We start from the raw sequence: 14,408 nt of genomic DNA, 5'->3' as shown, positions 1-14,408 counted from the left end.
TGTGCCCCCGGAGCGCCGACCGGCGGGGCGATGGGGGGGCCGCCCGGGTTTTGTGCTAAGTACCGGGCTCCGTCGTGGCGGCACGCAAGAAGATTCTCATCATCGAGGACGAGCCCCACATCGTGCTCGGGCTGACGGACGCCCTCGAGTTCGAGGGCTTCTCGGTGGCGTCCGCGTCGAAGGGGAAGGACGGCGTGCTGCTCGCGCGGCAGGAGAAGCCGGACGCGATCCTCCTCGACCTCATGCTCCCCGACACGAACGGCTTCAAGGTCTGCGAGGACCTGAGGCGCTGGGACGCGTTCGTGCCCATCATCATGCTGACGGCCCGCGGCCAGGAGATCGACAAGATCCGCGGCCTCGACGCGGGCGCCGACGACTACGTGACCAAGCCGTTCAGCGTCGGCGAGCTGATCGCCCGGCTGCGGGCGCTGTTCCGCCGCGCCGCCCGGCCCGCCGAGGCGGCCGTCGAGGTGTTCACCATCGGCAACGTGCAGATCAACACGACCGCGCACACCGTCACGCGCGGCTCGCGGTCGGAGCAGCTGTCGTTCTACGAGGTCGAGCTCCTGCGCCTCCTGCACGAGCGGCTGGGCCAGCCGGTCTCGCGCGAGGAGATCCTCCAGAAAATCTGGGGGATCGAGGCCGGGCCGTCGAACCGCACGGTCGACAACTTCATCGTGAAGCTGCGCAAGAAGATCGAGCGGTCGCCCGACAAGCCGGAGCACATCCTCACGGTCTACGGCTTCGGCTACAAGCTCGCGCCGTAGCGGCTAGCGGCGCGGCAGCACGTTGCGCAGGTCGCAGGGCACCGTCACGGCGGCGTCGGTGACGCGCTTCGGATCGAGGTCCGAGGGGCGCGCGCTCTCGCGGAGCTGCCGCGCCTCGAGGTGGAGCCGCACGAGGCCCGGGCTGCCGGTGTCGCCGGCGTACCCGACCACGTCGCCCGGATCGAGGCGCGCGCCCGCCACGACGCCGGGGCCAGGGCGGTCGAGGTGGCCGTGGAGCACGACGTACCTGCGCGCCCGATCGCCCTCGCGCACGGCGTGCACCGTGGCGACCGTGATCCCGGCCAGCTCGCCGACGAAGAGGACCTCGGCCTTGCCCTCCTGGCCGTCGAGCTGGACGGACACCACCCGCTCGCCCCGCGCGGCGGCGAGATCGACCCCGCCGGCCCACGACGGCGGCTCGGGCCGCGCGGCGCCGATCGCCGCGACGGGTGCCCCTTGCGGCGGCGCGCCTGCCTGGGGCGCGCCGTCCTCGACCAGGAGGAACCCCGGCGGCTGCTCCGGCGCGCCGACCGGGAACATGTAGGCCGCGGCGCTCGCCGGGCGTTCCGGGCGGCGCGGGATGTGCTCGACCGTCCCGGCCTGAGCCTGCGCCTGGCCGCGCGCGCCGGCGCCGGCGAGGCCGGAGAGCGCGGCCGCGCCTCCCGCGGCGAGCGGCGCGCCGGGCGCGGGCAGCGGGATGCACGCGGCCCCCTCCGGCACGGTGCGCGGGCCGCAGGGCGCCGCCGCGCCGGCGGCGCCGCGGGCCGCGGCCTGAGGGACGACCGAGGGCGCCGGCGGCGCGGGGTCCGCGAGCCCGCCGAGCGCAAGGAGGAGGGCGGACGCCGCGGCGCCGCGCACGAGCGGGGACGGGGAGAGGGCCGCCCTCGCCGGGCGGTCCTGCGGTGAGCCGGGCGCGCGCATGTCCTCCACGGTCTACCGCATCGGGCGCAGCTGGCGAGCCCTGGCGAGCGCGGCGCGGCGGCTCCTCCGTCGCACGTCGCGCGCGCCCGTACGCCGGCGCCGCCGCGCTTGAGCGCGCCGGCGCCGGCGCGAGCGGCCCGGGGCTCGCGCGTTCAGCCGAGGTCCCCGGGGCCACGCCCGCCGTGGACGGGAATTCGGGGGAAACAGACCGTCGCTGCCTGCCGGCTTGCGGAGGCGGCGCGCTGTTGATAGCTCCTCTTCGTGCAAAATCGCCAAGCCATCGAGACGACCCTGAACAAGCTGTTCGACGCGGAGCGCACCGCGCGACGGCTCCACGACGACCTGGCGGCCATGCCCGGCGATGTGCTGCTGGACGTCCTCACCGACGCGATCGCGGCCGCGGGGCGCGAGGGCGACGACGACGAGGCGGCGCTGCGGCTCGTGCGGATCGCGTCGCTGCTCGGCGAGCACGAGGGCCCGCGCGCGATCGACGCGCTCATCGATGTGCTGGCCTCGGAGCAACCGGAGGCGCGGCAGGCGGCCGGCGAGGAGATCGAGTCGCTCGCCTACGACCGCTTCAAGGAGGTCGCCCAGGGGATCGAGCGGGCGCTGAAGCGGCTGCCGGTCGGATCCTCGGCGCTGCCGGAGCTGCCGTACCTCATCGCCGAGGTGCCGGAGCCGGGCGTCCCGAAGCTGATCGGCCAGTTCCTGAGCCACAAGGATCCGGACGCGGTCGCGGCGGCGATCGAGACGCTGGTCGAGATCGGCGACCCGACGAACGCGCCGCTGATCGAGCCGCTCGTCGGCGACAAGCGGACGGTGGAGCTCGCGGACGACGGCGGCGAGGCGACGTCGGAGGTCACGATCGGCGAGCTCGCCGAGGAGGCGCTCGGCCTGCTCGCGCCGTACGAGGAGGAGGACGGGGTCGCGTAATGATCGGCCCGCCGCTGAGCCCGGCGGACGCCGTGTTGTTCGAGAACGCGGTCGTCCCGCGCTACGTCTCGTTCTTCGCCTCGCTGGCGATCGAGATGATGCTGCCCTCCGAAGCCGCCCGCGTGGTCCATTTCGGCTGCCGGACCGGCTTCCCCGACCCGATCGTCGCCGACAAGCTGCCCGGCGCGACGCTCGTGGGCGTCGACGGCTCCGCCGCCGCGCTCGAGCTCGCGCGCGCCAAGGCCGCGCTGCTCTCCGGGATGAACGCGAGCTACGTGCTCGCCGACGGCCTGCCCACGCCGCTGCCGGACGCGAGCTTCTCGCACGCGTTCACGCTGCACCCGGTGTGCCGCTCCAGCGAGCGGGCGCAGCTCCTCGCCGAGCTGCGCCGGGTCCTGGTCCCCGGCGGCCAGGCGCTCATCGCGCTGCCGCTGCGCGGCTCGTTCCCGGAGATCGCGGACATCGCGCGGGAGTGCGCGCTCAAGCAGGACCTCTCGGAGCTCGGCGCCGCGGTCGACGCCGCCGCGGCGAGCCGGCCGACGATCGAGACCATCGCCGAGGAGATCGAGGACGCGGGGCTCGACGAGGTCGAGGTGGACGTGCAGCTCATCGCGGTGTCGTTCGACAGCGGGCGCGAGTTCCTCGAGGATCCCATCTCGAAGCTGATGGTGCTCCCCGAGGCGACGGCGATGCTCGACCTCGAGCCGCAGATCATCGACTCGATGCTCAAGTACCTGCACCACGCGGTCTCGAAGTACTGGTCCGAGGGCGTCTTCGAGCTGACCGTGAACGTCGGGTGCGCGAGCGCGCGGCGCCCGCTCGGCTAGGCAGGCGCGGCCGGGTCTCTAGCGGTCGTGCCCTCCGCCGCCGCGGAGGCCGAGCTCGTCGAGCCCGGCGAGCGCGGCGAGCGACACGGGGTGGTAGGGGGGGCGCGGCGTGATCGGCTTCTGCACGTCGCCCCCGCGCTCCTCGATGAGCCGAGCGCAGAGCGCGAGGCACCACTTGCCCTGGCACCAGCCGGTGCCGAAGCCCGTGTAGCGCTTCACGGACTCGATGTCCTTGTAGCCGCGGTCCATCGCGGCCTCGAGCTCGTGCAAGGTGACGTCCTCGCAGCGGCAGACGAGTGTCTTCATGCGCCTAGCTTAGTCGGCCGCGCCGCCGTCGCCGCAGCGAAGGCGCCGGCGCGCCGCCGGTACGGGGTTCCCCCGGGGGACGCGAGCGGCTATATGCCCCACATGCCGCAGAAACCCGCAGTGAGAGCCAAGAAGAAGCGACGCGACACCAAGCGCCTGGCGAACTGGCGCGCCAAGAAGGAGCTGGCGAGCGCCCAGCAGACGCCGGCCGCCGAGCCGGCCGCAGGCGCGCAGCCCCGCAGCTGAGCCGCGAGCGCCGGCGGAGCCCGGCGCTCAGTTCGCCGGCTCGTCCTCCTCGTCGTCGTCCTGGTCCTCGTCGACGCGCGCCGGCGCGGGGGGACCCTTGCGCCGCGCCGCGCGCACGGTCGCGACCTCGGCCCGGGACGGGTTGATCACCAGGAATCCATGGTCGGCGTCGAGGAGCGCGACGTCGCCGGGCGACGCCCAGCGGAATGCGCCCGCCACCTCCACGATCGACGGGACGCCGAGGAGCTGGAGCAGCACGACCGAGCGCGGCCCGGACCGGTCGCTCAGCGCGACGCCGACCGGGTTGGCCCGGGCGGAGATCAGCAGGTCGAAGACCGTCAGCTGGTCGCCCACGAGCACCGCCTTCGAGGGGAGCTCGGCCCGCGCGTCCGGGGTCGCCAGCATCAGGATCGCGTCGCAGAGGTCCTCGATGTCGCGGGCGCGGTCCTGCAGGAACGGGTCGCCGACGATGCCGTTCGCTGCCCGCGCGACCTCGCGGGCGACGGTCCCGAGCGCCTGCGCGACGCTGCGCCCGCTCGCCGTGAGCTCGAAGGCGCGCGCGCGCAGGCGACCGTCCCCGATCATGAGGAGGTACGTCGAGAGGAACGCCGCCTCCTGCGCGAGCCCGCGCCGCGCCGCGCGGGCGTTGAGGTCGATGAGCGCCTTCTCCGCGATGTCGAAGGCGAGCCGCAGGAGCTTCGGATCCCCGCGGCCTTGCTGGGAGCCGAGCGACGAGCTGGCTGGCCGCCGCAGGGCCGCGATCGCGCCGAGCGCGCGCCCCGGGACGACGGGCAGCCCCGGCAGCGTGACCTTGCGTGTGCCCCCGCCGGTGCGCCGCCGGCGGTCGCGCAGCTCGTCGAGCACCTGCGCGTGGCGCGCGCCGGCCGCGATCGGCGCCGTCAGGGCCATGACGAGCTCGACGTCGCGCGCGGTGAAGGCTTGATCCCCCGCCCGCTGGACGACGAGCGCGCCGAGCGGGCGGCCGCTGCCCAGGATGGGGGCGGCCAGGAACACGGGGAACCGCTCCTCCTGGAGCTCGGGGAACCCGCGGTAGCGCTCGTGCTCCGTCGCCTGGACGACCGAGATGGGGCGCAGGCACTCGACCGCCATGCCGGTGATGCCCTGCCCCACCGGGAGCCGCACCGTGCCGCGCGCCTCGCGCGGGAAGCCGACGTTGCCGCGCAGCACGAGCTCGTCGCCGTCGCCCTCGAGCAGGTAGAGCGAGGCCACGTCGGCGCCGAGGATCGCGGCGATCCGCTGCGGCGCCTCGTCGAGCAGGAGCGACAGGGGCATCGGCTTCGCCACGAAGGCGAGGTACTCCAGGACGAGATCCAGGCGCTCTTCGCGGCGCACCTGGATCCTCGCCGAGGCGACCGAGGGCGGCGCCCCGTCGCCCGGATCCGCGCCGTCGCCCGGAGCGCGCGGCGCGGAGGGGCCGCGGCCCGCGCCGGGCCCGTCCGGCGCGCTGTCCCGAGGTGTCCCCGGGGAGCGCTCCGCGTCGAGCGGCGCCTCGGGCGGGCTCGCGATCGCCTCGAGCTCCGTGGGCGGATGGGTCGCCTTCGGATCGGTGCGCGACGACATACGACGATCGCTATCATACACGGCCTCTGGAGCGCACTTTCCGCGCGCCGTCGGCCGGCGTGCCGGGATCAGAGCGTCCGCAGGTCGACGGGTCCGTCCAGGGGCGGACGCTGCATCGCGCCCAGCGCCGAGACGCGGGCCCGCGGGGCCACGGCGGAAGCGGCGGCCGCGAGCTGCCCGCCGCCGCCCGCGCCGATGGCGGTGATCGCCCCGCGGAGCGGCGCGAGCAGCGAAGGGGCGGCCTGGGCGCTGCTCGCCGCCACGTGGACGACGCGCGCCGCGGGCGGCAGCAGCAGCGAGCGCGGCGCAGGATCCAGCCCGACGCCGTGCCCGTCGCCCTCCAGGAACGAGCCCACGGCCTCGAGCGTCGCACGGTACATGGCGATCTCGGCGCGCGCGGCGCCGTCGAGCGGCCCGCGCGGGATCCGCGCGCCGGCCTCTCCGAGCGCTTCGTGCAGGGCGCGCGCGAGCGCCTCCGCGCGCTCGGCCGGCCCCTCGACCAGGACGAAGCGCGGCGAAAGGCAGCCGCGCTGATCGAACGGCACGACGTCGCCGGCGATGTCCCGCGCCGCCTCGGCGAGCGCCGCGCCGGGGCCGACGACGGCGATCCCGAGGCCGGCGCCGTGCCCGCGCACGATGACGCCGGGGCCGGCCTTCGCCCGCAGCGCGGCGACGGTCTGGTCCGTCCCGTAGATGTGGAGCTCGGCGAGCGCCTCGGCGCGCTCTGCGTCGCCGAGGGCGCCCTCGCCGGCGTCGCCGGGCGCGCGCGGCGCCGCGCCGCCGAGATCGAGGTCGGCGACGAGCGCGACGGCGCCGCCGGCGCGGGCGAAGGCCTCGTCGGCCTGCAGCGCACGCACGAGGAGCTCCGCGACGACGGGGTCGCGGCGGGACGGGCGCACGAAGACCTCCGGCGCCGTCGCGGTCGCGACCGCGATGGCCCGCAGCGGCGCCGTGCAGACGTTGGCGGCCAGCACCACATGACAGCGGCGCGCGCGCCCCGACGCCGCGACGAGGGCGTCGAGCTCGCCGCGCGTCGGGTCGACCTCGAGGTGGCGTCCGAGCGCCAGCGCGACGCCCTCGGGGGAGAGGCCGCTCGTGAGCGGCAGCCGGCGGCGCGCCTCCTCGCCCAGCGGGTCGCGCGGGTCGGCGATCCGCGCGCCGGCGGCGATCGCGCGCTCGACCCGGGCGCGCCGCGCCGCGCCGGCGTCCATCACGGGCCGCCGCCGAGCATCTGGTCGAGCGCGATGGAGCAGCCGCGCGGCGGCGCTCCGGACGCGCGGCCGAGGAGCTCGACGCCCTCGTCGGTCACGCGCACGCGGTCGGCGGTCTGGATGGCGACGGCCGAGTCGACGTTCGCCAGATCCACGATCCGCGCGAGCCCGACGGCCCCGGCGGGCAGCGGCGCGAGCGTCTCCGGGTCCACCGCGGTGACGCGCGCCCACGGCGGCGCGAGGTAGCGCCGGGGCGCCTCGCGCGCGGCCGCCCCGGCGCCGCCGGCGCGCGCGAGCGCCGCGGCGAGCGTGCCCTCGTAGAGCTGGCTGGAGAGCTCCGTCATGCCGTACTCCCCCACGATGTGCGAGGGCGGCACCCCCAGCGCCCGCGCGATCGACGCCCGCAGCTCCTCCGCGGGCACCTCGCGCGAGCGGCCCTTGTAGCCGCCGGTCTGCATGACCCGGCTCCCCTCCGGCAGCAGCGCCGCGCCGCCGGGCGGCAGCGCCTCGAGCAGGTGCACGAACGCGAACGAGGTGCCGAGCACGATCGCCGGCTCGCCCGCGGCGCGCGCCTCGCCGCACGCGCGGGCGAACCCCGCGGCGTCGAGCTCGCCGCCGCGCACGTGCCAGCTCGCCGGCCCCGAGAGGCGCGCGGCGAAGCGATCGATCATGAAGCCGAGCGACGAGTCCGGCACCTCGTCGAGCGGCGGCGCGAGGATGAGCGCCCGGAGCCGATCTCCATCGGGCCACAGCAGGCGCTCGCCCCACGCGAGCGCGGCGAGCTCGTAGGTCGCGGTGGTGCGGAACGCGTGCTCGCCGCGGGACGCCGCGCCGAGCGAGGTGCCGCTCGTGCGGAAGACGCGCTCGTCCGCCTCCGGCGGGTGGACCGCGACGCGCGCGAACCGGAAGACGTCGCACGGCACCGCCGGGATCTGCTCGGCGCGCTGCAGCGCGTCCACGTCCACCCCGCGCGCCCGGAACAGGCGGGCGACCGGCGCGCAGCGCGCCGCCTGGTGTCGGGCGAGGGCGAGGGCGAGCGCGTCGAACGTCTCCGGCGTGTCGCGCGGCGCGTCCGGCGCGCCGCGCGCGTCCGCCGCGCTTTCCCGCGAGGCCGCGGGGGCCGCGCCGCCGCCTCCGGGCGGGCCCGGCGCGCCCGGCAGGAGCGATGCCTCGATGAACGCCCGCGCGCGGCGGTGCAGCGCCTCGCTCGCTTGCTGCGCCTCGCCCTGGTCTGTCGGTCCCACGGCGACGGGGATAGCACGCGCCGGCCTGGGCGTAGGCGCGCGCGCGCTATGTTGGCGCTGGCGCTGGCGCCGTGGGTGCAGGCGCGCGCTCGCGCCTACGTTGGCGCCGCGAGCACCCGCGCGAGCGCCTCGGCTGCGGCCGAGAGCAGCGGCTCGGGGATGGTGAGCGCCGGCGTGAGCGTCAGCGTCTCGCCGCGCGCCCCGCCGGTGAGGACCAGGTAGCCCTCGGCCAGCATGCCGCGCATCACCCGCAGCCCGAGCTCGGGGCTCGCGAGCTCGACGCCGACCATGAGCCCGGCGCCGCGCACCTCGACGACGCCGGCGGCGCCCGCGAGCGACCCCCGCAGCGTCGCCTGGAAGCGCGCGCCCACGTCGCGCGAGCGCGCGGTCAGCTGGCCCGCGTCGAGCGCGTCGAGCGTCGCGAGCGCGGCGCTCGACGCGAGGGGGGACCCGGAGTGCGTCGACGTGTGCACCACCTCGGCCTCGCGCGCCCACGCCCGCATGATCGGCTCGGGCGCCACGCACGCGGAGATCGGGAGCCCGCCGCCGAGCCCCTTGCCGAAGCAGAGGATGTCCGCGGGCGCGCCGATCGCGCCCGTGCGCGTCACGGCCCCGGACCGCCCGAGGCCGGTCCAGATCTCGTCGGCGATCACGAGCGCGCCGCGCCGGTGCGCCGCGTCGCAGATCGCGCGCACGAACCCGTCCGGCGGGACGACGCAGCCGCCGCGCCCGAGGATCGGCTCGAGCAGCACCGCGCCGACGTCGCCGCCGCGGAGCGCCGCCTCGACCGCGTCGATCGACCGCGCGGCGCCCGCCTCGTCCCGGGGGTACGGCGCGAACGTCACGCGCCGGTTGAGCTGCTCGGCGAAGGGCGCCCGGTAGCTCTCGCGCAGCCCGCAGGCCGCGAGCGGCGCGTACCCGAGGCCGTGGTACGCGCCCTCGAAGGCGACGAGCCCCGGCCGCCCCGTCGCGAGCGCCGCCGTCTTGATGGCCGCCGTGACGGCGTCGCTGCCGCTCTGGCCGAGCAGCGCCATCGGCGAGGGCCCGGGGTGCAGCGCGGCGAGCCGCTCCAGGAGCGCGACCTTCACGTCGGCCGAGTACACGTCGCCGAGGGCGAGCGTCAGCCGGGACAGCTGCGCCTCCGCCGCGCGCCGCACCGGCGCCGCCGCGTGGCCGAGCAGCAGCGCGCCGAAGCCCGCGCAGAGGTCGACGTAGCGGTTCCCGTCGACGTCGTGGATGTTCGAGCCGCGCCCGTGCGCGAGCACGATGGGCAGCATCTCGGCGCCGCTCTTCTGCGCCCGCGCCTCGCGGCGGCGCCCGAACGCCGGGCACTCGACGCGCTCGAGCCGCTCGAGGGCGCTCCGCGACCGGGGGCCCGGCGGCGGCGCCACGATCTCGGGCAGCTCCGCGCGCTCGTCCAGCTCGTGGCCCTGGTCGCTCTCGCCCGGCGCCGCCGGCAGCGGCGCGTCGCTGTTCGGCATCGTGTCCCTCTGCAGGTCGCGGTGAGCCGGGGGCCCCGCGCTCAGGCGCACACCCGGTTTCGCCCGCTGTTCTTCGCGTGATAGAGGCGCTCGTCGGCGCGCTTGATCAGGTCGTTCGCGGTGCGATCGCCCTCCTGCAGCAGCGCCACGCCGACGCTGATCGTCACGCGGATGCTGTCGGCCTGGAAGACGAAGAGGTGCTCGGCGACCTTCTGCCGCAGGGTCTCGCCGAGCGCCGCCGCGCCCTCGATCGAGGTCTCCGGCAGGATGATGGCGAACTCCTCGCCGCCGTACCGCGCAAAGACCTCATCGCGGCGGATGCGGCTCTGCACGATGCGCGCGACCTCCTTCAGCACGAAGTCGCCGGCCAGGTGGCCGTGGACGTCGTTGATGCGCTTGAAGTGGTCGATGTCGAACAGGAGGATCGCGAGGTCCCGCTCGTGGCGGCGGCCGCGGATGATCTCGCGCTCCAGCGCCTCGTAGAGGTAGCGCTTGTTGTGGATCTGCGTGAGACCATCGATGATGGTCATCCGGTAGATCTCTTCGTGGTATTGCGCCTCCACGTCGGCGCCGGACAGGAACTTGAAGATCGTGGGGCCGATCTTCACCCGGTCTCCGTTCTTGAGCACCACCTCGCGGGAGATCTGCTCGTCGTTGCAGTACGTCCCGTTGGTGCTCCCGTCGTCGACGACCATCCAGGCGCTCGGCCGCTGCTCGAAATGGGCGTGCCGTCGTGACACGGAGTCGCCGTCGAGCACGATGTGGTTGTCCGCCCCTCGGCCGACGCGCGTCGGGTTGTGCTCCAGCACGAACCGCTTGCCGAGCAGCGTGGGCTCCTTCGTGTAGATCACGACCAGGCAGTCGGTCGTGTTCTTGCTGCCGCCGCCCGGTGGGGGCTGGACCACCTGCGTTACACGAGTCTTTTCGTCGAAGTCGTTCACGCGCGCTCAGCCCAACCCGTCGTGCGACCTAGCCTCGCCACCTTGCGAGCACTCTCCGAGACGGAACCTGCCCGGGCGCGGCTCTTCGGTCGCGATCCGACGGCTCGAAATGCCTTAGCTCGCCCAACATCAAAGGCTACTGACATGCCCCGACTCCCGTCAAGACGGCCATCCGGGCGGAGCCGTCTTCGGTGCTTCTTCCGCCCCCCCACACCGACAGCGGCGTACGTCGTCCTCTGCGCTCCGCTGTCCCCTTCCACGCTCTCGGCTTGTTCCCCACACGCCGTCCCACCCCCGCCGCCGCTTGCTAGGCCCCACATCCCCTGTGCTCGCTCGTGCGCCCTGTGGGGCATTGTGCGCCCGCGTCGCGGTGAACGCGCCGCCGCGTTGCCACGCGCAACCCGCGTCACCGACGACGCGGCTCTCTCTATGCGTTCTCCGGGCGCGCCGCCACCCATCCGGCAGACCGTTGAGCCGGCAGGACAAAGAATAGTTCGCTGGGGCACGATGTGTCTGTTCGGCTGACATGCCCGCGCTCTTGCGCGAGGATCGTCCACGAGTTCTGCCTCAAAACCAGGGCGCATCACAACGCTGAACTGAGCGCTGCGCGCAGGGCGATGCGCGCGCCGCAAGCGGACGTCGGCGGACGTCGGCGGACGTCGGCGGACGTCGGCGGACGTCGGCGGACGCCGGCGGACGCCGGTGCATGTCCGCGGACGTCGGCAGACGTCGCCGCACGCCGCTGCGCCGCCCGGCGACGCGCGCTGGCCATTGGCCGAGCAGCGCCGGTTGGTTGACTTGGCACACGAGGTGCGTAGGATAGTCAGGCGTCGCGGCGGAGACCTTCCCCCCCCAGGTCCGCCGCGACGTTTTTCCATTTCAGGTTGCGCAGCGCCGCCGCTGGGGCGGGCGTCCTGCGTTCGCGAGAGATGGCTCCTGCGAAGTCATGCTCCACGAGATGTGGAGATGCTCCGTCTTCGCTGAAATCCGCGGCGAAGCTCCCGAGCCTGGATTGGAGCGGGTCACGCGAGCGAGGGGAGCGTCGCGCGCAGCTCTCCGCGGTCGAATACCCAGAGCTCGCCGGGGCGCCCTGGGATCCATGTCTCGTTGGCGGTGAGCGGGGTGGTCGCGACCACGGCGACGCGGTCGTTCGGGCTCGTGACGGTCGAGAAGTCGACGCGCACGTCGTCGTCCACGAGCGTTGCGACGCCGAACGGGGCCTTGCGCACGATGTGACAGAGCCGGGTGGCGCAACGGGCGAAGAGGTGGCGCCCGTCGCCGAGCAGGAAGTTGAACGTGCCGTCTTTGCCGAGCTCGCCGCCGAGCGCCGCGATCGCCTCCCAGAGCTCGCTGGTCCGGCGCGGATAGCCGGGGAACGCGCTGCGGAGCCCTTCCAGCAGGTAGCAGAACGCGTGCTCGCTGTCGGTCGTGCCGATGGGGTTGAAGCGGCCCAGCGCGCGCCGCCGGACGCGAGGCAGCGTGCCGTTGTGCGCGAAGACCCAGTGGCGTCCCCAGAGCTCCCGCACGAACGGGTGCGTGTTGGCGAGGAGCACGTCGCCGCGCGTGCGGCGCCGGATGTGGCCGATCGCGAGCAGCGTCTTGATCGGCGTCTCGCTCAGGAACCGCGCCAGCGGGCTCTCCGCAGCGGGGCTCGGGTCGAGGAACACGCGCGCGGCGCGCCCCTCGAAGAACGCGAGCCCCCACCCGTCGGCGTGGGGCCCGGTGCGGCCGCCCCGGTGCCTGAGCCCGTTGAAAGAAAAGACGATGTCGGTCGGGACGTTGCACTCCATGCCGAGGAGCTCGCACATGCTCGCCGCTGTACGATATCACCACGGAGGGGGACCGAGGGCGCCGAGCGATCGCGAGGCGCCGGCGCGACCGCGCCGCGGCGCGTCGCGCTGGTCGCGCTCGTCGAGCGACGCCGCAGCGCCGCGGCCCTACCGCGCGGGGTCGCCCTGCAGCGACGCGCGCGGGACGCTGTGGACGAGGTCGATGACCGCCTTCACCGTGTCGACCGGCGTCTCCGGGATGATGCCGTGGCCGAGGTTGAAGATGTGCCCCGCGCGCCCGCCGGCCTCGGCGAGCACCGCGCGCGCGCGGCGCTCGGCCACCTCGCGCGGCGCGCAGAGCAGCAGCGGATCCAGGTTGCCCTGGATGGCGCGATCGTGTCCGATCCGCCGCCACGCCTGATCGAGCGGCGTGCGCCAGTCGACGCCGATCACCGTGCCGCCGGCGTCGCGCTGCGCCTCGAGCAGCGACCCGGTGTTCGTGCCGAAGTGGATGACCGGCACCCCGGTGGACTCGAGATCCTTGAGGATGTGCCGCACGTGCGGCTGCACGTGCTCGCGGTAGTCCTCGATCGAGAGCGAGCCGACCCACGAGTCGAACAGCTGCACCGCCTGCGCGCCCGCGGCGACCTGCGCGCGGAGCAGGCGGCGGACGACCTCCGAGATCTTGCCCATCAGCGCCGACCACGCCTCGGGATCGCTCCACATCAGCTGCTTCGTGAGGCGGTAGTCGCTCGATTTGCCCCCCTCGACGAGGTAGCTCGCCATCGTGAACGGGGCGCCGGCGAAGCCGATGAGCGGGGTCTTGCCGTCGAGCTCCTTGCGGATGAGCCGCACCGCCTCGAGCACGTAGCCGAGGCCCTCCTCGGGCTCGAAGACGCGCAGCCGCTCGATGCCGGCCCGGTCGCGCACGGGCTCGTGGATCACCGGGCCCTCGCCCTTCGCGAACTCGAACGGCGCGCCCATCGGCTCGAGCGGCAGCAGGATGTCGGCGAAGAGGATCGCCGCGTCCATCCCGAGCCGCAGCGGCTGGAGCGTCACCTCGAGGGCGAGCTCGGGCGTCTTGCAGATTTCGAGCAGCGTGTACTTTTTCCGGAGCTCCCGGTACTCGGCCATGTAGCGGCCCGCCTGGCGCATGAACCAGACGGGCGTGACATCGGTCGGCTCACGCCGGCAGGCGCGCAGGAAGCGATCGTGCATGGAAGGCTCCGGAAGGGTCGAGGGTCGCGTCGGGGCGTACCTTCATGTCCGTTCGGCCACCGCCCGGCAATCGGTTTCTGGGAGCGCGGCAATCGGTTGAACCGCCTGCGGCAGCGGGCGACACGCCTGCGGCAGCTGGCGAAGCGCCCGCGGCAGCTGGCGAAGCGCCTGCGGCAGCTGGCGACGCGCCGCGGCGGGCGGCCGGGGGGGACCCAAGCGCCAGCGCCTCCGCCGTGTAGACTAGGACCATGGCGCGTCCTTCCAGACCTCCCGGTTTTGACATGACCTACAGGCCCGAGAAGCGCATCGCGTTCGGGCCGCCGCTGAAGGAGCGCCTGCCCGCGCTGCTCTACTTCACCTTCGCGATCGCGGTCTCGGCGGTGATCGTCTACGGCCAGAACGCTCCGTCGAACTCCGCGGTGTTCCAGTACGTGGTCGAGGGCGATCGCCACCGGCTCGTGTCCTCGAGCGTCTGCGCCATCATCCTGTTCGTGAGCGCGCTCGCGGCGGTGCTGCGCGAGCAGATGCGCGGCGTCGTCGTGCACCCCGACGGGATCGAGCTGCGCGAGCTGCTCGGGTTCGGGCTGCCGCGCGTGCGGCGCTTCGCGTGGTCGCAGATCGATCGGATGTCGGTGCCGCCCGCACAGGCGGGCGGGAGCGGCAGGGGCGCCGCGAAGCAGGACAAGCCGTCGAGCGGCATCCGGCTGGACCTCTGGGACGGGTCCCGCACGTGGCTGCCGGACGTGGGGGACAAGCTCGCGCTGTCGATGGTGCTGGAGCGGGTGGCCCTGGCGCGGGCGATCCCGATCGAGGGCGGCACCGGGATGCTCGACGACCTCGGCAACCCGCTGCAGGACGACGGCTGAGCGCGCAGGGGCCGCCGCGCGCCGGCGGCTCAGGCGGGAGCCGACGCGCCGGCGGCTCAGGCGAGAGCCGACGCGCCGGCGGCTCAGGCGAGAGCCG

Annotated in this window: 14 protein-coding genes; 5 read left to right on the top strand and 9 right to left on the bottom strand. The window is 74.7% G+C overall.

All coding sequences use genetic code 11. From position 1 onward, the window contains the following. Nucleotides 1-74: 74 nt before the first annotated feature. The gene (locus WMF43_RS45155) at nt 75-767 is read left to right on the top strand and encodes a response regulator transcription factor (protein WP_437674685.1); all 693 of its coding nucleotides are present in this window, start codon (nt 75-77) and stop codon (nt 765-767) included. 3 nt (nt 768-770) lie between these two features. On the opposite strand, the gene WMF43_RS45150 is transcribed toward WMF43_RS45155, so the two are convergent. Beyond that, the gene (locus WMF43_RS45150; protein ID WP_437674683.1) at nt 771-1,697 is read right to left on the bottom strand and encodes a M23 family metallopeptidase; all 927 of its coding nucleotides are present in this window, start codon (nt 1,695-1,697) and stop codon (nt 771-773) included. Nucleotides 1,698-1,949: 252 nt separating this feature from the next. Between WMF43_RS45150 and WMF43_RS45145 the strand changes: the two genes are divergently transcribed. Next, on the top strand, nt 1,950-2,621 hold the full coding sequence (locus WMF43_RS45145; protein ID WP_437674681.1) for a HEAT repeat domain-containing protein: 672 nt from the start codon (nt 1,950-1,952) through the stop codon (nt 2,619-2,621). Continuing rightward, nucleotides 2,621-3,448, top strand: coding sequence for a class I SAM-dependent methyltransferase (locus WMF43_RS45140; RefSeq protein WP_437674679.1), 828 nt, complete (start codon nt 2,621-2,623; stop codon nt 3,446-3,448). Before WMF43_RS45145 ends, WMF43_RS45140 begins: the two co-directional genes overlap by 1 nt. 18 nt (nt 3,449-3,466) lie before the next feature. Here WMF43_RS45140 and WMF43_RS45135 read toward each other — a convergent pair whose 3' ends face one another. Continuing rightward, nucleotides 3,467-3,754 carry a (2Fe-2S)-binding protein gene (locus WMF43_RS45135; protein WP_437674677.1) on the bottom strand — a complete coding sequence of 96 codons (288 nt, stop codon included), beginning with the start codon at nt 3,752-3,754 and terminating at the stop codon, nt 3,467-3,469. Between the two features lie 102 nt (nt 3,755-3,856). On the opposite strand from WMF43_RS45135, the gene WMF43_RS45130 reads away from it, so the two are divergent. Beyond that, nucleotides 3,857-4,000 (top strand): hypothetical protein, encoded by a 144-nt coding sequence (locus WMF43_RS45130; RefSeq protein WP_437674675.1) that lies wholly within the window; start codon nt 3,857-3,859, stop codon nt 3,998-4,000. Between the two features lie 27 nt (nt 4,001-4,027). Here the strand turns inward: WMF43_RS45130 and WMF43_RS45125 are convergent, their stop codons facing one another. The 7 genes from WMF43_RS45125 to hemE form a co-directional block, all read right to left on the bottom strand. Then, a complete protein-coding gene (locus tag WMF43_RS45125; RefSeq protein WP_437674673.1) occupies nt 4,028-5,581 on the bottom strand; it encodes a GAF domain-containing protein in 1,554 nt (517 codons plus the stop codon). Nucleotides 5,582-5,649: 68 nt separating this feature from the next. Further along, nucleotides 5,650-6,792: an acyl-CoA reductase gene (locus tag WMF43_RS45120; protein ID WP_437684215.1), complete on the bottom strand. Its 1,143-nt coding sequence runs from the start codon at nt 6,790-6,792 to the stop codon at nt 5,650-5,652. Then, a complete protein-coding gene (locus WMF43_RS45115) occupies nt 6,792-8,036 on the bottom strand; it encodes an acyl-protein synthetase (protein WP_437674672.1) in 1,245 nt (414 codons plus the stop codon). Before WMF43_RS45115 ends, WMF43_RS45120 begins: the two co-directional genes overlap by 1 nt. Before the next feature lie 95 nt (nt 8,037-8,131). Next, a complete protein-coding gene (locus WMF43_RS45110) occupies nt 8,132-9,517 on the bottom strand; it encodes an aspartate aminotransferase family protein (RefSeq protein ID WP_437674670.1) in 1,386 nt (461 codons plus the stop codon). A 41-nt stretch (nt 9,518-9,558) separates the two neighbouring features. Next, nucleotides 9,559-10,458 (bottom strand): GGDEF domain-containing protein, encoded by a 900-nt coding sequence (locus WMF43_RS45105; RefSeq protein ID WP_104986242.1) that lies wholly within the window; start codon nt 10,456-10,458, stop codon nt 9,559-9,561. A 1,022-nt stretch (nt 10,459-11,480) separates the two neighbouring features. Beyond that, on the bottom strand, nt 11,481-12,266 hold the full coding sequence (locus WMF43_RS45100; RefSeq protein WP_437674668.1) for a class II glutamine amidotransferase: 786 nt from the start codon (nt 12,264-12,266) through the stop codon (nt 11,481-11,483). A 129-nt stretch (nt 12,267-12,395) separates the two neighbouring features. After that, the gene (gene hemE / locus WMF43_RS45095; RefSeq protein WP_437674666.1) at nt 12,396-13,445 is read right to left on the bottom strand and encodes a uroporphyrinogen decarboxylase; all 1,050 of its coding nucleotides are present in this window, start codon (nt 13,443-13,445) and stop codon (nt 12,396-12,398) included. A gap of 281 nt (nt 13,446-13,726) precedes the next feature. On the opposite strand from hemE, the gene WMF43_RS45090 reads away from it, so the two are divergent. Next, a complete protein-coding gene (locus tag WMF43_RS45090) occupies nt 13,727-14,311 on the top strand; it encodes a hypothetical protein (protein ID WP_437674664.1) in 585 nt (194 codons plus the stop codon). Nucleotides 14,312-14,408 lie beyond the last annotated feature (97 nt).

The organism is Sorangium sp. So ce131, from assembly GCF_051519095.1.
Lineage (GTDB): Bacteria > Myxococcota_A > Polyangia > Polyangiales > Polyangiaceae > Sorangium.
Note: the sequence above shows the minus strand (reverse complement) of the source record. Positions and strands in the feature narration are given on the sequence as shown.

Excerpts from the sequence above, each read along its gene's own strand:
- WMF43_RS45090 (WP_437674664.1), top strand. The coding sequence starts at position 13,727 with ATGACCTACAGGCCCGAGAAGCGCATCGCGTTCGGGCCGCCGCTGAAG.
- WMF43_RS45125 (WP_437674673.1), bottom strand. The coding sequence starts at position 5,581 with ATGTCGTCGCGCACCGATCCGAAGGCGACCCATCCGCCCACGGAGCTC.
- WMF43_RS45100 (WP_437674668.1), bottom strand. The coding sequence starts at position 12,266 with ATGTGCGAGCTCCTCGGCATGGAGTGCAACGTCCCGACCGACATCGTC.
- WMF43_RS45120 (WP_437684215.1), bottom strand. The coding sequence starts at position 6,792 with ATGGACGCCGGCGCGGCGCGGCGCGCCCGGGTCGAGCGCGCGATCGCC.
- WMF43_RS45135 (WP_437674677.1), bottom strand. The coding sequence starts at position 3,754 with ATGAAGACACTCGTCTGCCGCTGCGAGGACGTCACCTTGCACGAGCTC.
- WMF43_RS45110 (WP_437674670.1), bottom strand. The coding sequence starts at position 9,517 with ATGCCGAACAGCGACGCGCCGCTGCCGGCGGCGCCGGGCGAGAGCGAC.
- hemE (WP_437674666.1), bottom strand. The coding sequence starts at position 13,445 with ATGCACGATCGCTTCCTGCGCGCCTGCCGGCGTGAGCCGACCGATGTC.
- WMF43_RS45140 (WP_437674679.1), top strand. The coding sequence starts at position 2,621 with ATGATCGGCCCGCCGCTGAGCCCGGCGGACGCCGTGTTGTTCGAGAAC.
- WMF43_RS45130 (WP_437674675.1), top strand. The coding sequence starts at position 3,857 with ATGCCGCAGAAACCCGCAGTGAGAGCCAAGAAGAAGCGACGCGACACC.